The sequence below is a fragment of the Paractinoplanes globisporus DSM 43857 genome (genome assembly GCF_000379645.1).
In the GTDB taxonomy this organism is placed as follows: Bacteria; Actinomycetota; Actinomycetes; order Mycobacteriales; family Micromonosporaceae; genus Actinoplanes; species Actinoplanes globisporus.
Window position 1 is genome coordinate 1,177,492 of the sequence record NZ_KB903294.1, and the last position, 23,617, is coordinate 1,201,108.

Below are 23,617 nucleotides of genomic sequence, written 5' to 3' on the forward strand. Positions count from 1 at the left end.
TCCTCATCGACGCGACTGTGGGCGGCAGACCAGGCCGACGGCGGTCACCCCGCGAGTCTGCGGTACAGCGACAGGTGCCGTCGGGCGGCGGCGGACCAGGTGTGGGTAAAGGCCAGGGCACGTCCTCGGGTCTGCCGCGTCGGGTCGGGATCCTTGATCGCGGCCAGGAGGCCGTCGGCCAGGGACGCGGGGTCAGTGCCGTAGCGGACAGTGTCGCCGAAAACATCTCGCAGCACAGGGAGGTCGCGGACCACCACCGGGACTCCGGCGGCCAGTGCCTCCATCGCCGCCAGACCGAATCCCTCCTTTGTGGACGGGAACGCGAAGGCCGCCGCGCCGGCCACCAGGCCGGGCAGGTCGTCGTGCGGGATCGTGCCCAGCACCTCGGGGGTGACGCCGAGCGCCCGCGCTCGCTCCTCCCAGGTCGCCCGGTAGGAGCGGTAGTCGAAGAGCGTTTCGCCACCGGCGATGATCAGACGCAGCCACGGGAGCCGATCACGCAAAAGCGCGTACGCCTCGAGCAGGTCGATCGAGCCTTTGCGAGGCTCGATGCCGCCGACCGTCACCAGGTACACCCCGTGCCGGCGGGAGGGAATCGCCGCGGCGAAGCGGGCTGCTTCGACGCCGTTCGGGATCACCACCGCACGGCGGCCCCAGCCCGCTTCCATCTCGGCGGCGACGGCGGCCGAGACGCAGATGTGCGCGTACGGCCGGACGATCGCGCGTTCGTGGCAGGCAGCCAGTTCGGGGGTGGTGAACTGGTCGAGGTGGTGCACGGTCCGTACGCAGCGGTCCACCGCGTTGGCGGTGATGCAGTCCTGGGCGTGCACGATGTCGTACCCGCTGGGGGTGAAGGCGGCCCGCAGCACCGCGATCGAGCGGAGGATCCGTGGCCCGACCGCCTCGCCGGCCACGTCGGGAAAGGGCACGATCCGCAGGCGTACGCGCGGGTCGACCACCCGGAAGAAGCCCGCGTCGCCGCCACGGCCCAGGGTCCAGACAGTGACGTCCTCGCCCAGTTCGGCGAGGGCCTCGGCCAGGGCCAGGGTATGCACCACGCCGCCGCGCGGGCGCGTCGAATAGCTGAGCAAGGCGATCTTCATCGAGCGGTCCGGTACGTGGCGGGGCGCAGCTCGTCGAGGTGGCTGAGCACGCGCCGGGCCGTGGCGATCTCGGCGGTGACGTCCAGCTCGGCCACCGCGAGGCCGGCTTTGGCCCAGGTGCGGGCCAGGACGTTGCCGGCCGGGCCGACGACCTTGGCCTGGCCGAGGAAGCGCAGGCCGCCGACGGCCCCTGTCTGGTTGGAGCTGACGACGACGATCTGGTTCTCGGCGGCGCGGGCGCAGTCGTACAGGTCGAAGAGACGGGACTGCCGGTCCTGGGCGAGTTTCGGGGCCCGGTTGGTGATGCTGGCCGGCCAGGCCGACAGGCAGGCCACGATCTGGGCGCCGTCGAGGGCCAGGGTGCGGGCCGACTCGGGGAACGTCTTGTCGTAGTCGATCAGCATGCCGACCCGGCCGACCGGGGTGTCGAAGGTCGCGAAACCGTCGCCCGGGGCGTACACCGTGCTCTCCGCCGCCGGCAGGTGCACCTTGCGGTGCCGGCCGAGCACTCCGTCGCCGCACAGCGAGACCGCCGCGTTGTAGCGCAGGTCGCCGTCCGCCTCGCAGTAGCCGACGCAGACCACCATGGCGCCGGCCATTGCCGCGACCTGCTCGAAGATCGGGTCTTCGGGCTTGAGGGCGGGCGGCAACGCGGCGGGGTCGGGGTGGCGCAGGTCGGCGAGGTAGCCGCCGATCGCCGCGTCGGGCAGCACGAGCAGGCCGGCCCCGGCGGCCCGGGCATCGGCGATGAGCTTGCCGATGCGCCCGAGGTCGTAGTCGAGGTCGCGGCCGAAATGCGCGGCCGCGGCCGCCATCCGGGTGACTGTCATGGAGTCAGAAGGGGTTCGAGGGGGCGGTATGCGTCGGGTCGCCGGTCCCGCAGGTGGGCCATCGAGCGGCGGGCCGCGGCCAGGGCGGCGGTCACGTCCACGCCGGCCACGGCCATGCCGGGCGCGGTGCCGGTGGTGGCCAGCACGTCGCCGCCAGGGTCGACCACCTTGGCGCTGCAGACAAAACGCAGCGAGCCGAACGTGCCGGACTGGTTCGCCGACAGCCAGATCACCTGGTTCTCCAGGGCGCGGGCCCGGTCGAAGAGGTCGAAGCGTCGGGTCCAGCGGTCGTCGGCGAGGTCGTCCGGAGCGTTCGTGCGACTGCCGGGCCAAGCCGAGACCACCACGATGATCTCGGCGCCGTCAAGGGCGAGTGCCCGCGCCGACTCAGGGAATGCCTTGTCGTAGCAGATCAGCAGGCCCAGCCGGCCGACCGGCGTGTCGAACGCGGCGAACGAGTCGCCGGAGTCGTAGCTGGCGTTCTCGCGCAGCGGCTGGTGCACCTTGCGATGGTTGCCGAGCACCCGGCCGTCGTGCACGCAGACGACGCTGTTGTACCGGCGGTCGCCGTCGGCCTCGCAGTACCCGGCGCACACCACCATGTCGCCGGCCATCGCGGCGAGCCGGGCGATCTCCGGGCCGCCCAGGCTCAGCGCGGGTGGATCGTCCGCGCCTCCGTCCAGGTGGGCCAGATATCCGCCGAGACAAGCCTCAGGCAGAGCAAGCAGCCGTACGCCGTCCTCACGCGCCCGCGCGATCAGATCCGCGACCCGCGCGAAGTCCGCCTCCAGGTCCCGGTCGAAGGGGGCCGCCACGGCCGCCATCCGGACAATGCTCATGCTGCTGTCCCCAATCCCGTGACACCGGCGTCCACAGCGTCGGTGATCTCCCCGTCCGGCCAGCGCAGACGCACGCCGCGGCCGGTGACCAGCTCGCCGCAGTCGGCGGTGACCGCCGGCCCGGCGTCGCCGTCGGCCACCGGGCCGGCAGTGAGCATGGCGAAGCCGGGAAAGCAGGCGAGCCAGTCACCCGCGGTCGCACCGGCCGGCCGCGGCACCCGGGCCACGTCCAGCAGCGCGCCGCAGCCGCTCGCCTCGGCGAGCATGCCGAGCGTCCCGGCGATGCCGGCCATCGAGACGTCCTTAGCCGCGGCGGGCCGGGCCCGGCGCACGAACGACTGCATGCGCCGCAACTCGTCCGGCGTGCGGTCGCTGGTCGAGTCCCATTGCCGACCGTGGTACCCGGCGCGCCAGCGGCCGCCCAGGTCGGCGCTGAGCCGTACCCGCTGCCCCGGCCGGCCGCCGCCGCCCGGCACCGGCCGCGCCGCCCGGCCGAGCGCGGTGGCCGAGAGCGCCGCCGGCACGCCCAGCTGGGTGTGCCCGCCGAGCACCGGGATTCCGTACGCCTTCGCGGCTCGCCGCAGACCGCCGAGAATTCGCGCGCAGTGGTTGGCGTCCCGGGCGCCGACCGCGTTGAGCAGACCCACGGGTTCCGCGCCCATCGCCGCCAGGTCGTTGACGTTGACCAGCACCGAGCACCAGCCGGCCCAGTCCGGGTCGCGCTCCACCATGGACGGCACGATCGCGTCGCAGGCGGCGATGAGGTCGGTGCCGGGCACCGGCGCGCCGTCGTCGCCGACGAATCCGGCGCCGCCCGGCGCAAGGCCGGCCAGCAGCCCGCCGAGCGGGCTCTTGGTGGCGGCGGCGAGCGCGGCCAGCCGCCGGATCGGCCAGCGCATCAGCGTGTGCGGCCGCCCGGCTACCGGCACGTGCCGCACCGGCTGCCAGCCGAGGCGGCGGAACATGGGCTCGTTGCGCGGCTGGACGGTCGCGTCGAAGCGGAGGGCGCCGGCGCTCTCGGCGTACGCACAGGCCGCCCGGACCAGCGCCGGGCCGACACCGAGGGCGCCCCTGGCGGCCGGGTCGACGGCCAGTCGCCCACCCTGCCACCAGCCGATGTCGGGCCCGATTCCGGCCGGTCCGAGCCGGACGCCGCCGAGAAGGTCGCCGCGCGCCGACCGGGCGACGAGCACGACCGTACGCGGGTCGTCGTCCCGCTCGTCGCGGTCGGACCGCTCGAAGAGCTCCTGCTCGTCAACGAAGACCCGCCGGCGCAGGCGGTGGTAGCCGGCCGGATCGTCCTCCGGCTCGATCATGACGTGCGGCCCGACCAGGGCCGGAACCAGATCCGTCATCCGCCGGCCGCCTGGAGGACGCCGCACGCCCCGCACGCGGCACAGCCCGCCTTCTGATCGGCTCCGATCATGCCCGCCTCGCGCAGCAGGGCGGCCACCCTCGTGCTCACGTCGCGCACCAGCGACGGTGCGGGCGCCGTCACTCCGTCGCGGCGGGCGAGCGTGCCGGCCATCGGCCGGAACGGCACCACGAACGGATAGACACCCCGGGCGATCAGCGTGGCCGCGCCCGCGACCAGCTCGTCCGGGTCCTCACCGAGGCCGATCAACAGGTACGTCGAGACCTGGTTGCGGCCGAACGCCGCAACGGCGCGATCCCATGCGGCCTCGTACTCGGCCATCGACACCGATCCCTTGCCGGGCATCCATCGCCGGCGGACGGTGTCGTCGAGGGACTCCACGTGGATGCCGATCGAGGCGGCCCCGGCGTCGTGCAGGTCGTCGATGACCGACAGGTCGGCGGGTGGCTCGATCTGCACCTGGACGGGCAGGCCGGGGACCGCCGCCAGAACCGCTCGCACACAGCGCGCCAGATTGCGGGCGCCGCGGTCCGGGCCGCTCGTGGTGCCGGTGGTCATCACCATCTGGCGTACGCCGTCGAGCCGGACCGCGGCCTCGGCCACCTCAGCGAGCTGGGCCGGGGTCTTGGCCGCGATCGTGGTGCCGCCCCGGAGCGACTCCTCGATCGTGCAGAAGCGGCAACGCTGCTCCTCGCCGTACCGGATGCAGGTTTGCACCACGGTCGTGGCGAGCACATCCTTGCCGTGCAGCCGCGCTATCCGTTCGTAAGACACGCCGTCGATCGTCGACAAGTCATAAAATTTCGGGCGTCGGATGACATCGAGCGAAAGGCCAGTGTCGTCGTTGCCGAGCCAGACGCGCCCGCCGCGTACGGAATAAGGGCTTTCCGGGTTTATCGGGAAGGTGACGTTCTGCCCGTCGAGGACGACGTGGCCGTCATCGCTGGGACCGGCCCCGGCCGGGCGGCGGACGGGAGTGGGCGCCCGCACGCCACGCACGGCCAGGTCGGCACGGACGTCGATGCTCATCAGAACATGTAGGTCGAGTTGATGATCGCGCCCTTGCGGGCGTAGTGGATCAGCGCGTCCTGCACGTCCAGCGGGTGCGTCGGGATGACCCCCTCGATCAGGTCCTCCTCGCGGGCGCCGTGCAGCGACAGACCGAACCGGCAGCAGTACACCTTGCCGCCCTCGGCGATGAACGTCTTCAGCGAGTTGTTGATGTTGTGCTCGCCGGGGAAAGCCGACGCGCCGGTGGTCGGGAAACCGCGGGTGGCCAGGCAGTTGAGCGAGCCGGGTCCGTAGAAGTAGATGGCCGACTCGAAGCCCTTCCGCAGGGCTCGGGTGGCCTGGAGGATCGCGACGAAGCTCACCGAGGACTCGTGCGCGATGCCGTGCACGAGCGTGAAGTAGGTCTCGCCGTCCTCGGCCTTGTAGTCGGGGAAGACCTTGGTGCCGCCGTAGAGCGACGAGCCATCGGGCAGTGACGGGTGCGGGATCTCGGTGATGCTCTGCTGTTCGAGGTCGGTCAGGTCGGTCATTTCGTTCCTCCGTAGAGCGTCTCGAAATTCGTGTGGAAAACCGCGTCGGACAGTTCCCGGCCGGCGACGGCCGCGCGGAGCCGGGCACTTTCCCCGGCGTGGTCGCCCCATGGCTCATCGCTGGCGAACAGCACCCGGTCGTGGCCGAAGCCGCGCCGGTCGATCTCGGTGACCAGCCATCGAGGCGCGAACCCGATGGCCCAGGACAGGTCGGTGTAGACCCGCTTGCCGGCCGCGACCCAGTCGAAGAACCGCGAGCCGATCAGCTTGATGTGGCCGCTCATCCCACCGCCGAAGTGCACGAGGTGGAGGCGCACGTCGTCGCCGAACCGGTCGACGAGCGTGCCGACCTGTTCGATGTCGGAGGCGGCGCCCGGCGAGGTGTGCACGTGGACGGTCAGGTCGTGCTCCCGGGCCGCCCCGAAAATCGTCTCCAGGCCCGGGTCGTCGATCCCGCCGCCGAGCAGGAAGCTCAGCTTCAGCGCCCGCACGCCGCGCTCCCCCGCCAGCCCGAGCGCCTTCACTGTGCGCGCCCGGTCGCGCTCCTGGGCCGACACCCAGAGCCCGCACCGGATCCGGTCGTCGCGCTGGGCGGCCTCGACGACCAGGTCGTTGAAGCCGAACGCCACGTCCGGGTCGGGCACGCCGTAGTTGGGCAGGATCAGCGCCTGCTCGGTGCCCTCCCGGTCGAGATCCTTCAGCAGGTCGCCGACGGTCGCCCGGGCGGTGACGTCCGGGTTGACCGGCGGTCCCCCATAGAAGGGGTACGCGGGAAGCACGCCCAGATGCCGATGCGCGTCGTTCATCCTTTTTGTCATGCCGCGGCCCACCACTCGACGTCCGGATAGGTCTCCGTCGGCGTGCCCGCCAGCCAGCTCACCTCGTCGGTGAACCGTCTGCGGCGGGCCGCGGCGATCCGCTCGGACAGGTACGCGGCGTCCCGGGCCACGCCCGCGAACCGGCCCGACCCCCACGTCCACTGCCACGGCAGGCCCAGGAAGTAGAGCCCCGGGCAGCCGGTGACACCCCGCTCGTGGGTCGGGTAGCCGCGGCCGTCGAAGACCGGCACCTCGATCCAGCGGTGGTCGCGATGGAACCCGGTCGCCCAGACCACCGCGGAGACACCGGCGGCGGCCAGGTCGAGCACGCCGCCGGTGGTCTCCGGCACCCAGACGGGCTCGTAGCGGGCCTCCGCCGGCGCTACGATCCCCGCCTGGTCGATGTACCGGTCGATCGCGTCCTTGATGCCGTCGGCCACCGCGTCCGCGCCGTCGAGGTTGGCCGCCAAGTCGCCGTCGAAGCTGACGGTCGCGCCGTCCACCCCGCGCAGCCTCCCGTGCAGTCGCATGCCCTGCACCGCGAACGCCCGCAGGTCGATGTCCCGCCCGCCGTCCCGGCCGGTCATGTAGTGGTTGGCGCGCAACCGCACCGCGTCGGCATCGGCGAACTCGTCGATGCCCCGGTCGTAGTGGCCCATCTCGTCGAGCCAGGCCAGGGTGTCCCGGCCACGGTAGCGGCGCGCGGCCCGCGGGGCCGAGCCGACCGCGAGGTGCACTCGGCGGCCGGCGAGGTGCAGGTCCTCGGCGATCTGGCAGCCGGACTGGCCGGTGCCGACCACCAGCACGGGGCCCTCAGGCAGCTGCGCCGGGTTGCGGTACTGCGAGGAGTGCACCTGAACCAGGCCGGTGGGCAGCCGCTCGGCGATCCGCGGCACAGCCGGAACGTGGTACGGGCCGGTGGCGACGACGACCTGGTCGGCGGTGGTGAGGCCGGCCGTGGTGACGAGCTCGAACACCCCGCCGGCCGTGCGCCGCAGCCGGGTCACCTCGACGCCCTCCACCAGAGGCGGGTCGAAGGAGGCCGCGTATTTCTCAAGGAATCCGGCGACCTCGGGGCCGGGCATGAAGCCGTCCGGGTCGTCGCCGGCGTAGGCGTACCCCGGCAATCTGCACTGCCAGTTGGGCGTGACCAGGCAGAAGGAGTCCCAGCGGCGTTCCCGCCACTCGTGACCGACTCGCTCCCGCTCGATGACCACGTGGTCGACCGCGCGCTGCCGCAGATACCAACTCATCGAGAGCCCCGCCTGCCCGCCCCCGACCACGGCGACCGCGCGATGGCCGCCGGCAAGGCTCACGGCTCGATCCTTTCCACGGTCACGGCGCCGCCGGCGTAGCGCTCAGCGGTCGCGGTCACATCGGCCAGCGCCGCCGCGGCCCGCCCGCACGGATACCCGTAGGCAGCCCTCACCCGCTCGCTTGCCGCGCCGAGCGCCGCCCGGCTACGCGCCACGAACTCGTCAACCGGCACCCGCTCCCCGGCCGCGAAGTAGTCCTCGACCACAGTGGAGGGCGAATAGATCTGCTGCACGTGGCCATCCGGCCAGCGCACCGACACATACCGTTCCGGCATGGCTCTCACCTGGCCGTTCTCGTCGCTGGTGGGAGCCAGTCAAGGCAGCGCCAGTTTCCCGGTTGTTTCATCCGGAACAACGCCCCGTTAGATGGTTCTCACTACGACCGCACGTTGCGCCCCGGTTTCTGGCATGCGACGTCCGCCGGGCGTAGGCGATGAAGAACGACATGCGCAGCTCGCACTCGCCCCTCCTCGCCGCCTCTTGATGGCATGAAGGAGCGGGCCTCGACGAAGGGGGCCCCACATGTCAGCAACATACGACGGCCCGCAGATCGTGGGTATCGACCTGCACCGGCGCCGGTCGGTGATCGTGCGAATGGATCAGACTGGGCAACGGCTCTCGCCGCTGGAGGAGCCCAGAAGCCGGTCACGGCCGGCGGAGTAGAGCTTCGCCGCCGCAAAGCTCCCTTTCGCTTTCTACGGCCGGGTCTCCACCGAGGACAACCAGGATCCCGAGTCATCGCGGCACTGACAATTGTCCCTGGCACACAACCTTATCGCCTCGCGCGGCGGCGTGATCGCCGAGCATTTCCAGTTCTTCGACGTCGGGCAAAGCCGCTCGTTGCCGTGGTCGCGTCGGCCGGAGGCGAGCCGGCTGCTGGCGGCGTTGCAGGATCCGAGCCGCGGATTCGTTGCTGTGGTGATTGGTGAGCCGTACCGGGCGTTCTACGGCAATCAATTCGGTCTGACATTGCCACTGTCGCCGACGGGGTCTTGAGCCCGTCGGGTTACGACCGGAAACGAATCGTCGCGGGCGGCAGCTTCCGTACGCCGGAAAGGATCGTCCGCGGCGCGGGGACCACCGAGTGGAACGTCATGTAGTGCTGCAAAGCGACCTTGTCGATCGAGGTGTCCACGTCCCCAGCCGCGAGCAGCGCCGGCAGCGTCGAGGCGAACCGCAGCCGCCCGGGTGCCCCGGCCAGGTACAGCGGCTTGACCCCGAGCCGGTCCCGCGCCAGGACGACCTCGCTCGACTCGTGCGACAGGATCGCGAAGGCGAACATCCCGAGGAATCGCTTCACGCACGAGGAACCCCACCGGTGGTACGCCTTCAGGAACGCTACCGGCCCACGCTCGAAGAAGCCCTCGCCGTCCGGCCCGCGCGACGCCAGGGCCGGCAGCATCCGCCGGACCGCATCGGCGTCCGCTGGACGGCCGTCGAACCGGAGCTCACCGGCGAGTCCGCACATGCATCCTCCTCAAGACAGCAACCAGGTGTCCTTGGATCCGCCGCCCCGTGAAGAGTTGACGATCATGCTCCCGGCCGGGGCGACCCGGGTCAGCGCGGCCGGCGCGACCACCGCCGACGAGGCACCGGTGAAGACGAAGGCGCGCAGGTCCACATGGCGCGCCGTGAGCCGATGCCCGTCGAAGACCGGATGCGTGGAGAGTCGCACCACCTCCTGCGCCACCCACCGGTGCGGCGCTGCGAGGATCTGCCGGCGCAGCGCCGCGAGTTCCTCCCGCGACGCGTGCGGGCCGATCACGATGCGGTCCCCGCCATACCCGTCGACCGGCTTGCAGACCAGCTCGTCCAGCCTCCCGAGGACCTCCCCGGCCTGGGCGGGGATCCCGCAAAGATACGTCGGGACGTCCGCCAGCAGCGGCTTCTCGCCCAGGTAGTACTCGATGAGCCGGGGCACGTAGGCGTACACGGCTTTGTCATCGCCGATCCCGTTCCCCAATGCGTTGGCGAGGGTCACGGTGTCCGCGTGCAGCGCGGCCACCAGGCTCGGGCCCAGCGGCATCCCGTCCGCGCCCGGCGAGTGCACCAGGCTGTCCTCCCCCACCCGCAGATAGATCACGTCGACCCGGTAACGCTTGCCGTCCCGCCTCCGGTAGACGCGGGTGTCCTCGACGAACAGTTCGGTCGAGCGCACCACCGGCACGCCCATCTCCTCGGCCAGCATCCGGTGCTCGAACCAGGCCACGTCGTCCGGCCCTTCGCTGAGCACCACCACCCGCGGGTCGTCGCCGGCCGCCGGGCGGGCCGCCTCGCGCAGCACCCGCAGCAGCAGCGCCGGGGTCGGCTCGACCGAGAGCAATCCCTCGGGCACCGGCAGCTCGGGCAGCACGCTCCTGGTCAGGCGACGGTTCTGCATCGCGTACCCGATCCCGGAGGGCACCCGGATGTTGTCCTCCAGGACGCACCAGTTCCCGCCGGCATCGCGGACCAGGTCGACGCCGGCCACCTGGGCACGCACGCCGTCGTGGCCGACCAGTGCGCCGCTGGGCCGCAGCTCCGGCGACCGGTCGATCACCCAACCAGGCACCACGCCGTCGCGGACCACGGCACGCTCGCCGTAGACGTCGCTCACGAACCGATCGAGCGCCCGGACCCGCTGCACCAGCCCCGCGCTCAGCCGCCGCCAGTCCTCGGCGGCCACGATGCGTGGCACGAGATCGAACGGGAACAGCCGGGTCGCGGCCTCACCGGCCACGCTGAAGGTGATGCCCCGCGAGCGCTGCTCATCGTCCCGGGCGTCCTCGCGACGGCGGAGGCCGGCCGAGCCGAGCCCGCTCAGGATCTGCACAATTCCGGCGTACGCGGGGACGGCGTCACCACGCGCAAATACCTCGTCGCCATTTCCGGCGTACGGGGAAAGGGCCGCCGCACCGGTATCGCTCGGCCCCGCCCAGCCGAGCCCGGTCGACCCGCCGCGCGTGTCCTCCACGACCAGGTCGACCACGTCGGAGATCCGGCCGCGCCGCGCCAGCGCCCGGCGCTGGCGGGCGGCCGAGCTGCCCCGGCTCAACGCGCGAACCGACAGGTCGAAGACCTGCTCCCAATCGCCCAGCGCCTCCAGCTGCGACCGGAGCTCGCCGACCAGGCGCTGCACCGCCACCGCGGCCGGGACCGGCGCCGGCGAGCGCGGAAGGTCCAGCAGGTCGCCCTCGAGCCCGGACCGCGCGGCCCGCCACATCGCCGCTCGATGCAGCGGCGGACGCACATGCCTCACCGGGGTGCCGGCCCGATGCTCCTGCCGCGCCCGCATCACCAGCGCCCGGAACAGTCCGGCCAGCAGCACCACCGTGTCCACATCCGGGCTCGAATCGGTGACCCGAAGCTCGACCGTGGGTAGGTGCGCCGACGGGCGGACGTCGAAGTAGACCATCTTCGGATCGCTGATCGTGCCGGACTTGATCAGGTCGGCGACCAGCTCGTCGTGCTCGTCCGCCGAGCGCAGCACGCCCGGGTCGCCGGCGGTCGGCCAGCGCATCCAGACCAGCGAGCGGACGCTCGCGTAGCCTGAGTCCTCGCCCATCCAGTACGGCGAGCTCGCCGAGAGCGCGAGAAGCACGGGCAGCGCCGGCGCGACCCGCTGGGCGACCGCGACCGCCTCGTCCCGGTCCGGCACGCCCACGTGCACCTGAGCGCCGCAGATCAGCTGCTCCCGGGCGAGTAGCTGGTAGTCGTCGAGCATTCGCCGGTAGCGCGAGGTAGGGGTCACGGGCAGTGACTCCAGGTCGACCAGCGGGACGGTGCCGGCAGCGACCAGGCCCAGCCCTCTTTTCTCGGCTTGCCTGATCGCCCCACGCCGCAGGCCGACGATCCCGTTCCGCAAGCCGTCCAGGGTCCCGGCCACCGGGGTGTTGGTCTCGACCACCGAGCGGTGCAGCTCGGCGGAGTAGCCGTCGGTGTCGAGGCGGGCCAGGATCTCGGGCGCCCTCGGCACCAGCTCGCGGGTGACCAGATCGACGACGTGCAGCTCCTCCTCGACGCCGAGGGTGAGATCCGCTTCCTTGACAGCTTCGTGCGCCGTCACGGGGAGAGACTCCGTCATGCCCTACCCTCGCCATCGCTTGTACCGGATATGTGACGTGCCTATTTCGCGCCTGTGCCATACCGGGCAACGTGGATCGGGCACAGGTTCGGTTCCCGACCGCGTTCGGCAGGGCGACCGAGTCGATCCGCGCCGCGCGCACCGAGGCCACGGCCCAGCCCGGCGGCGTCGGCCTGGTGGAGCTGATGGGCCGGCACTCGGGTACGGACGCCTCGGGCAACCGGCTCCTCGGCGACTTCGGTATCTACCTGCGTGGCCGTGTCCTGTCCGACTTCGCGGCGGCCGGGCAGGAGATCAACCTCAAGTACATCGACCCGAGCTACGTGATCCGCAGCGTCCCCGCCAACCCGTACGACAGCGTGTATTGCCTGCGTCTGGCCCAAGTCTGGCTGGTCAGCAAGCTCGCCGGGGTCCGGGCTCAGTGTGCCGGGTCGGTTGCGCAGCCGCGGCGCGCGAATCGTTCGAGCAGGCGAAGCAGGGTTGAATCAAGCGCGAACGTCCGGCTCTCAATGGCGGCCACCCACGGAAACGGCACCGCGGCGGAGGCTACCCTCCCTGGCCGGGCAGGCCTGAGCACGTCTTCCCGTCGATGCGGCAGTCCGTCGGCTGGGCGTCCACCAGGGTGGCGCCGCGGACCTCGAAGGCGATCGTGGCCGACGCGCCGGCGGGGATCCGCCGGGTGGAGTTGTCCGGGCTGAAGGTCCACACCGCGCCGGCCCGCTCGGCGGTGGCCCCGGAGACGGCGGCGACCTGGAGGGTCGTGCGGGGCAGCGTGATGGTCAGCCGCCAGTCGGCGGACGGGCCGGGGCCCTGGGCGTGGAGAGTCACGGTGGCCTGGTAGCCCAGCACGCCGCTCCCGTTCACCGCCGCGTAGGCGGCGCTCAGGCTGCCGCCCGTGCTGGTTGAGGGCCGGGTGGACGGGCGACCGGCGGAGGGGCCGCCGGCCACGCCGGTCACGGCCGGCGTGGCGGACGCCGGCGACGACGGGCCGGCCGAGACCTTGCCGGTGGTCGTGGCGGCGGGTGGGGCGAGGCTGGTGACCGGCGGCGGGGGCGCGGCCGCGCCGGGCTCGGGCAGCGCGGTGAGGGTACCCGGGGCGCCCATCAGCACGCCGATCAGGATCGCGGTACCGCCGGCGACGACGAGCACGCCCGCGATCAGCCAGACCAGGCCGGCCCGGCGTGACGCCGCCGGATGGCCGTCCGGCCGACCGGCCGGGCGGCGGCGGCGGCCCGGCAGATTGCCGGTCTGCACCGCGGTGACCAGCCCGAGCATCGCGTCGAGCAGCACCACCGTCGGTGAGCGCCGGGGACCGGGGTGCGGGTCGTTCATCGTCCGAACCTCCGTCAGAGCGAGTTCAGGCCGCTGAGCACCTGCTGGAGCAGGCTCAGGGAGGGACGCTCGGCGGCGTCCCGGGCGCGGGGCACGGTGACCAGGCGGGCGTCGCGCAGGTCGGCCAGGATCACCCGAACCGGGCCGAGCGGGAGCCCGAGCCGGGCCGCGATCTCGGAGACCGAGACCGGCCGCTCGGCGAGCTGCACGATCGTCGACTCGGCCAGCGACAGCTCGCTGCCGGGGACGGCCCCGGGCACCCGCTGCACGGTCGTGCTGAGCGTGAAGTCGCCGGCCGGCGCCTCGGTCCGGCCGCCGGTGATCGCGTAGAGCCGGACGATCGGGCCGGCCTCGTCGTCGTACCAGATGTCGTCGATGCTCATGAGATCGGCAGCAGTTCGGGTTCGGCGGGTGATATGTCGACCCTCGCCAGCCGTACGCCCAGGTGGTCGGCGAAGGCAGCGATCCGCTGGCGCGTTCCGGACAGGTCGTTGACCGCGTCGAACACCACCGCGAGCAGCATCTCCCCGGTGACCGGGACGATCACCAGCATGCGGTAGTCCATCTCGACGACGGTCTGGTCGACCCGCCCGCCACCGTTGAGGCTGTCGGCCGCCCGGGCGATCGCGTGCAGGCCGGCCGCGACCGCGGACAGCTGGTCTGCCCGGTCCGCCCGCGTCGCGGCCGACGCGGCCAGCAGTATCCCGTCTCCGGACAACAGCACCACGCCGTCGGTCCCGGGCAGGTGGTCGTGCAGTTGGTCGAGGAGCGGGCCGACGCCCGTCACACCGAAGATCCAGTCGTTCACTGCGCCTCCGAATCCCCGCGTGGGGCACTGCCCACGTTGGAGAGATCTACGGATGTTCCCGTCGAATCGCTCACCCGGCCGGCCCGCGCTCGCATCCGATCCACCCGGTTGATCGGCGGTCCGTCCTGCTCGGGCCGGTCCGGGACGGGCCGCGACATCAGACCTGCGGGCAGCCGGACCTCGGCGACAAGCCCACCGGCCGTCCCGCGCAGGAGCTCGACGCCGGCCCCCCACCGGGCAGCGAAGCGGCCCACGGCGTAGAAGCCCAGCCACACCCCGCGCTCGGGCGGCCGCGGCGTGGACATCACCTGGCGGGCGTGCTCCAGGTCCAGATCGCTCATACCGGGCCCGGCGTCGGCGACGGTCACCGTGTACCCGCCGTCCGCCCAGCGCCCGCCCGCCCGCACCCGGGTCTCGGCCGGCGAGTACGCGATCGCGTTGTCGATCAGCTCGGCCAGCAGGTGGGTGATCTCGAGAATCGCCTCGCCGGCCAGCGCGGAGGGCTCGATCTGCGCGGTGGAGACCCGTACGTAGTCCTCGACCTCGGCGGCCGCGCCGCGCACCACCTCGCCCATCGGCATCGGCCGTCGCCATTGCCGCGCGGGCGGCCCGCCGGCCAGCGTGACGGCCTTCTCCACGTTGCGCCGCGCCCGGGTTGCCAGGTGGTCGGCCCGGTACAGCTCGCCGAGCATCTCCTCGTCGGACTGGCGGCGCTCCAGGCCGTCGAGCAGGCGCAGCAGGCGGTGCAGCAAGCGCTGGTTGCGCCGGTGCAGGTCGAGCAGCAGCGGTTGCAGGCCGGCCGCGGCGTCGTCGGGGGCGGGCGCTGCCACCGCGCGCGACGGCAGCGCGGGCCGGAACCGGCGGGCCAGAACGAGGACGCCGACCAGGGCGACCAGCCCGACCCCCGCGACCAGCCCGCCGTAGACCGTCGCCCGGATCGCGCCCGGGGTGTCCGCGGTCACCGCGTCGCGGGCGGCGCGGTTCTCGGCCGCGCGCAGCCCGGCGTTGACCAGGTCGGCCGCCGCCGCCCACTCGGCCGGGCTGACCGGTTTCCCCTCGCCCAGGATCACCCGCGCCTCGACCGCGGCGAGCCGCTGATCGGCGGTGGACGGTTCCCCGGCGCGACGCTCGCCGGCCAGTTCGCCCACCCGGACGCGTTCCGCGCCGGTGACCCCGGCCGTCGTGCTCAGCGCGGCCCGCAGCAGCGCGTCCTCCTCGGACAGCGCCTCCCGCGCCCGGCTTTCCGGGCCGGAGGGCAGCCATGGCAGCCCCACGCCGGCAGCGATGGCCGAGCCGTACGCGGAGAGCACCGCGGTCCGCCCGATCGCCCGGCCGTCCACCTGGGTGCGCACGGCGGCGAGGCCGTCCAGTCCGGACACCAGTCCGGCCGCGGAGGCGCTGTAGATCCAGCGGCCGGTGCGGGCACGCAGCTCGTCCCGCGCCGCGTCGGTGCGGCTCCGGGCCGCGTCAAGCGCGGAGGCGTCGCCGCCGGCCAGGACCGCCAGCGACAGCCGGCGTTCGTCCTGCGCCGCCACGACGGCCGCGTCCACCGCGCGGCCGAGCCGGTCGGCCGTGGCCCGGTCGCGCACCCGGTCGGCCGCGTTGAGCACGGCCGGTGTCGCGGCGGCCAGCCACAGGACGGCGAGCAGGATCAGCCCGGCGCCGAGCCGGGGGTCGAGGCGCTTCATGCCGGGGCTCCGTCGGTTTGATCGGCCAGCAGCTCGCGCAGCCGGGTCAGCAGCTCCCGCCGGTCGGTGCAGCCGAGGCGCTGCCGGATCCGGGCGACATGGTGCTCGACCGTCTTGGCCGAGAGGAAGAGCTGCTCGGCCACCTGCCGGTAGGTGAGCCCGGCGACCACCAGCGCGGCCACTTGCCGTTCCCGCTCGCTGAGCAACGGCGTGGCCGACTCGGCGGCGCCGTCCTCCGCGCGCTCCCCCGCGGCGCGGCCGCCCTGCAGCGCCCGGGCGCAGTCGAGCAGCCAGGTCATCGCCTTGCGGTCGCCGGTACGGATCGCGGCCTGCCCGGCGAGGCGGGCGCCGTCCCAGGCCAGGCCCGTCGCGGCCAGGCCGCGGGCGGCGGACTCGATCTGCTCGGGGTCGATCCGGTCGGTCATCACCGCGATCCAGCCCCGGGCCGCGGCAGCCGGTGCCTCGGCATAGGGATGGTCGGCGGCCAGCCGGGTGAGGGTGTCGGCGTGCCGCCCGGCCTCGGTCGCCTGCCCGGCCAGGATCGCCGCGTGCAGCCGACTCCAGTGCAGCGGCAGGCTCCACAGCGGCGGGTCGCCGAGCCGGGCCAGCAGCCGGTCGGCCTCGGCCAGGTGGGCGGCGACCCGGCGGTGCTCGCCGAGCCGGGCCGCCGCCACGGTCAGCTCGCCGAGCGGCAGCAGCGTGAAAAGGTCCACCGGCTGGCTGATCAGGACCTGGCACGCGTCCGGCCAGACCGCGCGCAGGCCCACCGGGTCGCTGTCGCGGCGGGCCAGCGCCACCCGCAGCGCGGTGGCGAACAGCCGGTCGCGGCCGGGCGCGGCGGGGCCGCCGGCGCCGTTCGCCTCGGCCAGCAGCCGGCCGGCCTCGCCGAGGTGGCCACGCAGCATCCGGGACCAGGCCCGCAGCAGCAGGTGACGGGCGGCCAGCGGCGAGCCGCCGGTCGACGTGCGGATCGCCCGGTCGAGCGTGGCCTCGGCGGTGTCCAGGTCGGCGCCGTGCAGGGCGACGATCGCGGCCAGCGCGGCCGGACTGTCCGGCAACAGCACCGCCGCACCGGCGGGCTCGAGCAGGGTGGCCGCCTGGACCAGGGTGGACAGCGCGGCGGTGGGCGATCCGGTGACCGACTCACGGACGCCACGTGCCGTCAACGCCGCGGTCGCGCCCAGCAGGGTGGGCGGACCGTCGCCGGCGGCGTCGAAACCGGCCTCGTCGGCGCGGCCGGCGCCGGTCAGCGCGACGTCCCGGAAGCCGGCGGCCGGCCCGGGACCGGCCCACCGCAGCAGCTCGGCGGCGCTGTCGAGCCGGCCGCGATGGGCCATCGCGACCGCCGAGACATAGGCGGACTCGGCGCGCTGGGCCGGCAAACCGTCAGCGACGGCGCGGTCGGCGAGCCGGGCCGCGCGGTCGAGGTCGCCGGCGAGCGCGGTGGCCAGGGCGTGCCGGGCCGCCGCGGGCCGGCCGGCGTCGGCGGCAGCGGCGAAGAGCCGGGCGGCCAACGCCGGGTCGTCGCCGAGCGCCTCCTCGCCGGCCGCCTCGAAGGCCGGGCCGAGCTCGGGACCGGGCCGCGGGTCGCCGCCCTCGGGCAGGAGGTGGCGGACCAGCGGCAGCACCGGGCCGCCGCGCGCCAACTGGAGGCCGGCCAGCCGCTGCCGCACGTCGATCCGCTCGGCGATCGGGCCGAGCGCGGCCAGCGCGTGCCGGGCCAGCGGGGCCATCGTGCCGTCGGTGCCCAGCATCCCGGTGGCCTGGCCGGCCGCGACCAGCTCGGCCACCTGCCGGGGATCACGGCCGAGCAGCTTGGCGATCAGGTCGAACGACAACTCGGCGCCCGCCTCCAGGGCGAGCAGCAGCGTGCGCAGATCGGCGTCGAGCTCGCCCAGCTCGGACGCGAACGGCGCGAGCGCGGCAGCCGGCACTCGAGCGGGCGCGTCGCCGGGCAGGCCGGCGAGCGCGTCGGCCAGCCGGGCCACGTAGCCCGGAACGCCCGCGCTGAGCGCGGTCACGTACCCGGCGAGCGGCGCGCCGACCCGGTCCTCGATCTCGGTGACGGTGAGTGCGGGCAGCATGATCGGGGGCCGCCGGCGCCGCAGCACGTCGGTGAGTGCCACCAGGCCGTCCGGGCGGGGCCAGGGCCGGTAGGCCACCACGATCCGGGCGTCCGGGCGCTCGGCCTGGGCCCGCAGCTCCGACAGCCGGACGTCGTCGAGCCGGTGGGCGTCGTCGACCAGGAGGAGCCGGTCGTCCAGCCGCTCCAGCTGACTCAGCAGGGCAGTCTTGCCGTAGCCGCCCGGGGCGCAGACCGCGGCGCGCAGTGGCGCGGCCGGGTCGGCCCGCGCCTCGTCCAGCAGGCCGGCCGCGTTCATCGGTCGCCCACCAGCGGCGCGGCGACCTGCACCGGCGGCCGGGCCGGCATCTCGCCGGGTCCGAGCTCGGACAGGCCCAAGCGGCTGTCGGTGATCGGCAGCAGCTCGGTGGGTAGGACGAGCGCCTCGGCCGCGGCACGGACCGGCGGGGCGGACCGGCGCAGCGACAGGGCCGTCCCCCGGGCGACCGTGAGCCACGGGTCGTCCTCCCGGATCACCGGCGCCGGGATCGCGTCGGCCAGGGCCGGGGTGACCGGCGGGTGCGCGGCGCCGCCGCCGGCCGGAAGCACCGCGGCCAGCTCGCCGAGCCCGACCCGGCAGTCCCGGGCGGCGCCGCGGACGACGTCGAGCACCGCGGCCATCACCGGCGCCCCGCTCTCGGCCAGGTCGTCGCCGCCGAAGTCGTCCGACGAGGACACGCCGAGCACCTCGAGGCGGTCGGCCTCGTCCGGGACCACCAGGGCGACCTCGACCGACGCGCGACCGATCCGGCAGACCAGCACCGGCCGGCCGGCGACGGGCGGGCGACCGGCGGCCGCCCGCCGCACCACCGCGGCGGCCCGGCCGACCAGCACCACGTCGCTCATCCCGGCGTCGGCGAAGGCGGCCCGCAGCCGGCCCGCCCGGGCCGGACCCCATCCGCTGGGATGGGCCACCGCGACCCGTTCCGGTCCCTCCCCCTCGCTCGCCCAGATCTGGTCGGCGGCGGCACGAGCCTGCTCGACCACCAGCGCCTGGGGCGTGATCAGCAGGTTGTCGCAGTAGACAGGTACATCGTCGCCGCACCGCCGGAGCAGCCCCGGCACGGCCGGCGGCGAGTCGGTGGCGACCGGCTCGGGCGGGCCCCATCCGTCCGGCCCCGGTGCACGCCGGCAGATCGCCGCCCAGGTGGTGGCGGATCCGACGTCGAGGCCCAGCAGGTACGGCAAGGGGGAACTCCTCATTCTCCGGATTCGGGACCCCATGTTCGTACCAGATCGGGCATCGAGGGTCTTCCCCCAATATTCGCCGCGACCGATCCCCTAACCCCCTAATGCCGACGCGACCACGCACCGTCAGGAAGAGGGGGCGCGCCCCGATGCCCGGGGCGGCGGCCGCCCCTAGCTTGGTGGCACACCACGACCCCCGTGAGGAGTGCGTACCGATGGAGTTTTCTCCGACGCTGCAGGACTTCGTCCTCAACCTGATCTACGACCCCGGCGCCCGTTCGGCGTTCGAGCTGGACCCGCACGGCACGCTCGAGGCGGCCGGCCTCGGCGACGTCACCGCCGCCGACGTACGCGACGTCCTGCCTCTGGTACTCGACAACGCGCCGGACGCCGTGCACGCCCCGGCCGGGCTGTCCCCGGTGGACGACGTGACCGCCGGGGTGGCGCACCTGGACGTCGTCGGCGCGGTCAGCCAGCTCCAGGCGATCACCGCCCAGGTCGGTGGCGGCCTGTACTCGCACGCGACCAGCGACCTGAACATCGCGGCGGCGGGCACCATGACCGCCGACCACCTGGTCTCCGGGGTGGTGAGCGCTGGGGTGGGCATGACCGGCGGGCTGGACCTCAACGGTCTGGGCGGCCTCGACCTGTCCCACGACCCCGCGGCGGGCCTGGACTCGGCGGTGCACACGCCGCTCGAGCACACCAACGCCGATGTCTCGTACGGCGTGGACGGGCTGGATTCGCACGCGGCCCTCACCGGAACCCTGGACACCACGGTCAACGCGACGACCGGCCTGACCGGCTCGCTCGGGATCGACGCCGGTGGCCTTGACGTCTCCGGGTTGCACGAGGCAACCTCATCGGTTGCCGGTGACCTCTCCGGTGTGGACCACACAGTCGGCGGCCTGCTGCCCGACGGCACCGTGGACAGCGCGACCGGGGTGATCGACCACCACGTCTCGAGCGTGACCGGGCTGCTCGACGGCGTGACCCACCCGGCGCCCGAGCCGGCTACGGAGGCGGGCCACGACGTGCTCGGCGGGCTCACCGGTCTGCACTTCTGACGGTCGGCCCCAAGGAAAGGACGAGCGGCACGATGGAAAGCTGGGAGACCGGACCCACGGCCTATGCGGGTCCGGCCTCCCCCGCCCGGCCGGGCGGGACGGAACTCGACGCCCTCGCCACCGCCGCCGGGCCGGCGCCGCTGTGGCTGGATGTCCTCGACGCGACGATCCGGACCTGCACCGAGCATGGCCGCCCCGATCTCGCCGGCCGGCTGTGGCAACGCCGCACCCAGCTGCTCGACCCGAGCCTGCGGGTGCTCGTGGTCGGGGCCGCCCGGCAGGGCAAGAGCCAGCTTATCAACGCGCTGATCAATGCACCGGTCTGCGTGACCGGGGACGATCGGGGCACCGCCGTGCCGACCGTCGTCCGGCACGCCGCGCAGCCGACCGCCCGGCTCATCCGGCGCCCGGCGGCCGACGCCGGCTGGCCGGCCGACGCGGGCCCGGACGACCGGTTCGTCCTCGCTCCGGACCGGCTGGGCGACGCGCTGGCCGAGTCGCTGGCCGGCCAGCCGGCCCGATCGATCGAGCGGATGCACGCCGACGTGGGCCTGCCCCGGTCGCTGCTCGCCGCCGGGCTCCAGCTGATCGACACGCCGCCGCTGCCCGGACTGGCGGCCGGCGAGACGGCCGGCGAGACGGCCGCGCTCGCCCGGGTGCGCGACCTGGTCACCGCCGGGCAGGCCGACGTGCTGCTGTTCGCCTGCGAGGCGGGACGCGAGCTGACCGGCGCGGAGATCGCCGTACTGGCCGATCTGGCCCTGCTGCTGCCCGGACTGGCCGTGGCGTTCACGAAGACCGACTATGCCCCGGACTGGCGCAGCGACGTCGAGGCCAACCGGATGCGGCTGGTGCAGGCGGGCGTCCGGGCCACGGTCCTGCCCACGTCGGCCGCGCTGCGGATGCACGCCGCCCGGACCGGCGACGGCACGCTGAACGGCGAATCCGGCTTTCCCCGGCTCATCGCCCACCTGCAGTCGTTGCTCGCGGCCAAGCCGGACCGGCTGTCCCGGGCCGCGGTCGGCCTGCTCGGCCGGACGGTCACCGAGGAGCTGGCCGTCCCGCTGCGCTCCAGCCTGGCCCGGCAGCAGGCGGAGGGCGGCAGCTCGGACGCCGCGACCCGGCTGCACGAGGCCCAGCGCCGGATGGACCAGCTGCGCCGATGCACGACCCGCTGGCAGAGCCGGCTGGCCGACGAGGTCGGCGACCTGATGTCCGACATCGAGCACGACTTGCGCGAACGCACCCGGGCCGTGATCGCCCGCGCCGACGAGACCCTCACCGAGGCGGACCCGCTGCGGGTCTGGGACGACTTCGAGCCGTGGCTGCGGGAGGCCCTGCTGGAGACCGGCCGGACCAGCCTCGACTGGCTGAGCGAGCGAGCCGCATGGCTGGCCCGCGCCGTGGCGGCCGAGTTCCCGCCCGAGCTCGGCGACGTGCTGCCGTCCTGGGTGCCGGCCGTGCCCGGCGACCTGCCGCAGCGGGTGACCGAGCTGGACAGCCCGCCGGTCGATCGGTTCACCCTGACCCAGAAGGTGTTCACCGGCCTGCGCGGCTCGTACGGCGGGGTGCTGATGGTCGGGCTCGTCACCAGCCTCACCGGGATGTCCCTGATCAACCCGCTGTCGCTGAGCGGTGGCGCGCTGTTCGGCGGCAAGAGCATCCGCGAGGAGGGCCGGTCGCTGCTCAAGCGGCGCCAGGCAACCGCGCGCGCTGCCGTCCAGCGGCACGTCGACGAGATCTTCATCGGGATGGCGAAGGACGCGAAGGATTCCGTACGCCGGGTGCAGCGTGCCCTGCGCGACCACTACACGGCCGTCACCGAGGACCTCCAGGACGCGATCGTCGAGTCGCTGCGCACCGCGAAGGCCGCCGCCGACCAGGACGCCGCCGCCCGCGAGAACCGTGCCCGGCGCGTCGAACAGGAGCTGCTCCGCCTCGCCGGCCTGCAGAGGCAGTCGCTCGCCCTGCTCCAAGCGCCCGCATGACCGACGTCGAACGCAGGGCGGAAGACCTGCTCGACCGGGCCGCCCTGGCGTTCCGCGGGCACTCCCGCGCCGAGAACTGGCTGCGCCGCCATCGCGAGCGCCTCGGCGAGCCGCTCCGGGTGGCCGTCACGGGCGGTCCGCAGTCCGGGAAGTCCACCTTGGTCAACGCCCTGATCGGGGAGGACGTCGCACCGGTGCGGGCGAACGGGGGATCGGTCTGGTACCACGACGGGGCGCAGCCGCTCGCCCGGGTGTTCCCGGAGGGCGCCCCGCCGTTCACGGTTCCGCTGGAGCGCGATGCCCCCCACGGTCATGCCGTCGCCGCGCCGGCGGACGGGATCCGGTCGGTGGTGGTCGAGTGGCCGTGCCGGGCGCTGCGGCACACCCGGTTGCTGGAGACCGCCGCGGCCGTGCCGGGCGAGGCCGATGCGGTCCTGCACCTCGTGCGGCACCTGGGCGACGACGAACTGGCGCCGCTGCGGGAAGGCGCTGCTCACCCCGTACACACCCTGGTTTTGCTCTCCCGGGCCGACGAGACCGCCGGCGGCCGGACGGATGCCCTGCTCACCGCCAAGCGCATCGCCCGCCGCAGGCGAACGGAGCCGCGGATCGGCGCCCTCTGCCAGGACGTACTGGCGATCTCGGCGCGGATCGCGCACGCCGGGCGGACGCTGCGCGAGGAGGAGTACGCAACGGTCGCCGCGATCGCCGGCCTGCACCGCACGGAGGCCGAGGCGCATCTGCTGTCGGCCGACCGCTTCACCGGCGCCGCCTTCGCGCCGTCGATCCCGGCCGGGCGGCGGGCGGCCCTGCTCGACCGGCTCGGCCTCGGCGGCGTCCGGCTGGCCGTCACGCTGGCCCGTACCACCGCCCGCTCCCGGGCGGCGCTCGGCGAGCAGCTGGTGCGGCAGAGCGGACTGACCGAGCTGCAGGCCTCGATCAGCGACCTGCTCACCGCCCGGCGTGGCGTACTCAAGGCCCGGGTGGCCCTGGTCGCGCTCGAGCACCTGCTGCGCGCGGAGAATCATCCAGCCGCCGGTCACCTGGCCGCCGAGGCGGAGCTGCTGATGGCCGGGGCGCACGAGCTCCGCGAGCTGCGCCTGCTCGCGGCGCTGCGCACCGGCCGGGTCGCGCTCCCCGCCGACCTCGCCCTGGAGGCCCGCCGGCTGATCGGCGGCGACGGCGGGGCGCACTGCGAACGCCTCGGCCTCGACCCGCAGACCCCGCCCGAGAAGCTGTGGCCCGCCGCCGAGTCGGCCGCCGTCCGCTGGCACGAGCAGACCACCGTGGCCGCGACCGCCGGCGGCCGCCGCGCCGCCGAGGTAGTGCTCCGCAGCTGCACCGCGATCCTGGACGCCCTGGGCTGAATCCTCAGGCCCCGGGCCTCGGTACGGCCCGACGCGATGCCGGACTTCTTGATCGCAACCAGCCCTCGAACTCCTGCTCCGGGCATCAGGCAGCCGACGCCGAGTGGTCGTGGTCACGTCCGGACCGGTCGACGTCACATCCTGAGGCGCTACCTCGTCTTGTCTGCAACCA

General features: G+C 73.9%; 20 protein-coding genes and 1 pseudogene. 4 read left to right on the forward strand and 17 right to left on the reverse strand.

Going from position 1 to position 23,617, the window contains the following annotated elements; genetic code table 11:
• Positions 1 to 44: 44 nt before the first annotated feature.
• Genes A3CQ_RS0105115 through A3CQ_RS0105155 form a run of 9 tightly spaced genes read right to left on the reverse strand, consistent with a single transcriptional unit; the run spans position 45 to position 8,097 of the window.
• Positions 45 to 1,103, reverse strand: coding sequence for an MSMEG_0565 family glycosyltransferase (locus A3CQ_RS0105115; protein WP_020509838.1), 1,059 nt, complete (start codon positions 1,101 to 1,103; stop codon positions 45 to 47).
• On the reverse strand, positions 1,100 to 1,933 hold the full coding sequence (locus tag A3CQ_RS0105120; RefSeq protein WP_026205330.1) for a carbon-nitrogen hydrolase family protein: 834 nt from the start codon (positions 1,931 to 1,933) through the stop codon (positions 1,100 to 1,102). The genes A3CQ_RS0105115 and A3CQ_RS0105120 overlap by 4 nt, the downstream gene beginning before the upstream one ends.
• Entirely contained in the window at positions 1,930 to 2,772 is an 843-nt protein-coding gene (locus tag A3CQ_RS0105125) for a carbon-nitrogen hydrolase family protein (RefSeq protein ID WP_026205331.1), read from the reverse strand. Before A3CQ_RS0105125 ends, A3CQ_RS0105120 begins: the two co-directional genes overlap by 4 nt.
• Positions 2,769 to 4,127 carry an MSMEG_0567/sll0787 family protein gene (locus A3CQ_RS0105130; protein ID WP_026205332.1) on the reverse strand — a complete coding sequence of 453 codons (1,359 nt, stop codon included), beginning with the start codon at positions 4,125 to 4,127 and terminating at the stop codon, positions 2,769 to 2,771. Before A3CQ_RS0105130 ends, A3CQ_RS0105125 begins: the two co-directional genes overlap by 4 nt.
• On the reverse strand, positions 4,124 to 5,176 hold the full coding sequence (locus A3CQ_RS0105135) for an MSMEG_0568 family radical SAM protein (protein WP_020509842.1): 1,053 nt from the start codon (positions 5,174 to 5,176) through the stop codon (positions 4,124 to 4,126). The genes A3CQ_RS0105130 and A3CQ_RS0105135 overlap by 4 nt, the downstream gene beginning before the upstream one ends.
• Positions 5,176 to 5,688 (reverse strand): MSMEG_0572/Sll0783 family nitrogen starvation response protein, encoded by a 513-nt coding sequence (locus A3CQ_RS0105140; protein WP_020509843.1) that lies wholly within the window; start codon positions 5,686 to 5,688, stop codon positions 5,176 to 5,178. The genes A3CQ_RS0105135 and A3CQ_RS0105140 overlap by 1 nt, the downstream gene beginning before the upstream one ends.
• Positions 5,685 to 6,506 (reverse strand): amidohydrolase family protein, encoded by an 822-nt coding sequence (locus tag A3CQ_RS0105145; protein ID WP_169516254.1) that lies wholly within the window; start codon positions 6,504 to 6,506, stop codon positions 5,685 to 5,687. The genes A3CQ_RS0105140 and A3CQ_RS0105145 overlap by 4 nt, the downstream gene beginning before the upstream one ends.
• On the reverse strand, positions 6,503 to 7,822 hold the full coding sequence (locus A3CQ_RS0105150) for an MSMEG_0569 family flavin-dependent oxidoreductase (protein WP_020509845.1): 1,320 nt from the start codon (positions 7,820 to 7,822) through the stop codon (positions 6,503 to 6,505). Before A3CQ_RS0105150 ends, A3CQ_RS0105145 begins: the two co-directional genes overlap by 4 nt.
• Complete coding sequence (locus tag A3CQ_RS0105155; RefSeq protein WP_020509846.1) at positions 7,819 to 8,097, reverse strand: MSMEG_0570 family nitrogen starvation response protein; 279 nt, start codon at positions 8,095 to 8,097, stop codon at positions 7,819 to 7,821. The genes A3CQ_RS0105150 and A3CQ_RS0105155 overlap by 4 nt, the downstream gene beginning before the upstream one ends.
• 517 nt (positions 8,098 to 8,614) lie before the next feature.
• Here A3CQ_RS0105155 and A3CQ_RS0105160 point away from each other — a divergent pair.
• On the forward strand, positions 8,615 to 8,818 hold the full coding sequence (locus A3CQ_RS0105160; RefSeq protein WP_211216457.1) for a hypothetical protein: 204 nt from the start codon (positions 8,615 to 8,617) through the stop codon (positions 8,816 to 8,818).
• Positions 8,819 to 8,840: 22 nt separating this feature from the next.
• Here the strand turns inward: A3CQ_RS0105160 and A3CQ_RS0105165 are convergent.
• The 8 genes and pseudogenes from A3CQ_RS0105165 to A3CQ_RS0105200 all read right to left on the reverse strand — a co-directional run.
• A pseudogene (locus tag A3CQ_RS0105165) lies at positions 8,841 to 9,290 on the reverse strand (N-acetylglutaminylglutamine amidotransferase); the annotation flags it as partial.
• A gap of 9 nt (positions 9,291 to 9,299) precedes the next feature.
• Positions 9,300 to 11,885 (reverse strand): carboxylate--amine ligase/circularly permuted type 2 ATP-grasp protein, encoded by a 2,586-nt coding sequence (locus A3CQ_RS0105170; RefSeq protein WP_051115135.1) that lies wholly within the window; start codon positions 11,883 to 11,885, stop codon positions 9,300 to 9,302.
• 546 nt (positions 11,886 to 12,431) lie between these two features.
• Entirely contained in the window at positions 12,432 to 13,217 is a 786-nt protein-coding gene (locus A3CQ_RS0105175; RefSeq protein ID WP_026205333.1) for a cellulose binding domain-containing protein, read from the reverse strand.
• A 14-nt stretch (positions 13,218 to 13,231) separates the two neighbouring features.
• The gene (locus A3CQ_RS0105180) at positions 13,232 to 13,600 is read right to left on the reverse strand and encodes a DUF742 domain-containing protein (RefSeq protein ID WP_020509851.1); all 369 of its coding nucleotides are present in this window, start codon (positions 13,598 to 13,600) and stop codon (positions 13,232 to 13,234) included.
• Positions 13,597 to 14,025, reverse strand: a complete 429-nt coding sequence (locus A3CQ_RS60510; RefSeq protein WP_020509852.1) for a roadblock/LC7 domain-containing protein — start codon at positions 14,023 to 14,025, stop codon at positions 13,597 to 13,599. The genes A3CQ_RS0105180 and A3CQ_RS60510 overlap by 4 nt, the downstream gene beginning before the upstream one ends.
• Positions 14,022 to 15,713: a sensor histidine kinase gene (locus A3CQ_RS0105190; RefSeq protein ID WP_020509853.1), complete on the reverse strand. Its 1,692-nt coding sequence runs from the start codon at positions 15,711 to 15,713 to the stop codon at positions 14,022 to 14,024. Before A3CQ_RS0105190 ends, A3CQ_RS60510 begins: the two co-directional genes overlap by 4 nt.
• Positions 15,710 to 18,094 (reverse strand): helix-turn-helix transcriptional regulator, encoded by a 2,385-nt coding sequence (locus A3CQ_RS51590; protein WP_020509854.1) that lies wholly within the window; start codon positions 18,092 to 18,094, stop codon positions 15,710 to 15,712. The genes A3CQ_RS0105190 and A3CQ_RS51590 overlap by 4 nt, the downstream gene beginning before the upstream one ends.
• Positions 18,091 to 19,023, reverse strand: a complete 933-nt coding sequence (locus A3CQ_RS0105200; protein WP_020509855.1) for a hypothetical protein — start codon at positions 19,021 to 19,023, stop codon at positions 18,091 to 18,093. Before A3CQ_RS0105200 ends, A3CQ_RS51590 begins: the two co-directional genes overlap by 4 nt.
• A 215-nt stretch (positions 19,024 to 19,238) precedes the next feature.
• On the opposite strand from A3CQ_RS0105200, the gene A3CQ_RS0105205 reads away from it, so the two are divergent.
• From A3CQ_RS0105205 to A3CQ_RS0105215, 3 genes are read left to right on the forward strand one after another with little or no spacing between them, the layout of a single operon-like run.
• On the forward strand, positions 19,239 to 20,090 hold the full coding sequence (locus A3CQ_RS0105205; RefSeq protein ID WP_020509856.1) for an IniB N-terminal domain-containing protein: 852 nt from the start codon (positions 19,239 to 19,241) through the stop codon (positions 20,088 to 20,090).
• 32 nt (positions 20,091 to 20,122) lie between these two features.
• Positions 20,123 to 22,078 carry a dynamin family protein gene (locus A3CQ_RS0105210; RefSeq protein WP_020509857.1) on the forward strand — a complete coding sequence of 652 codons (1,956 nt, stop codon included), beginning with the start codon at positions 20,123 to 20,125 and terminating at the stop codon, positions 22,076 to 22,078.
• Positions 22,075 to 23,445, forward strand: coding sequence for a hypothetical protein (locus A3CQ_RS0105215; RefSeq protein WP_020509858.1), 1,371 nt, complete (start codon positions 22,075 to 22,077; stop codon positions 23,443 to 23,445). Before A3CQ_RS0105210 ends, A3CQ_RS0105215 begins: the two co-directional genes overlap by 4 nt.
• The last annotated feature ends 172 nt before the right edge of the window (positions 23,446 to 23,617 follow it).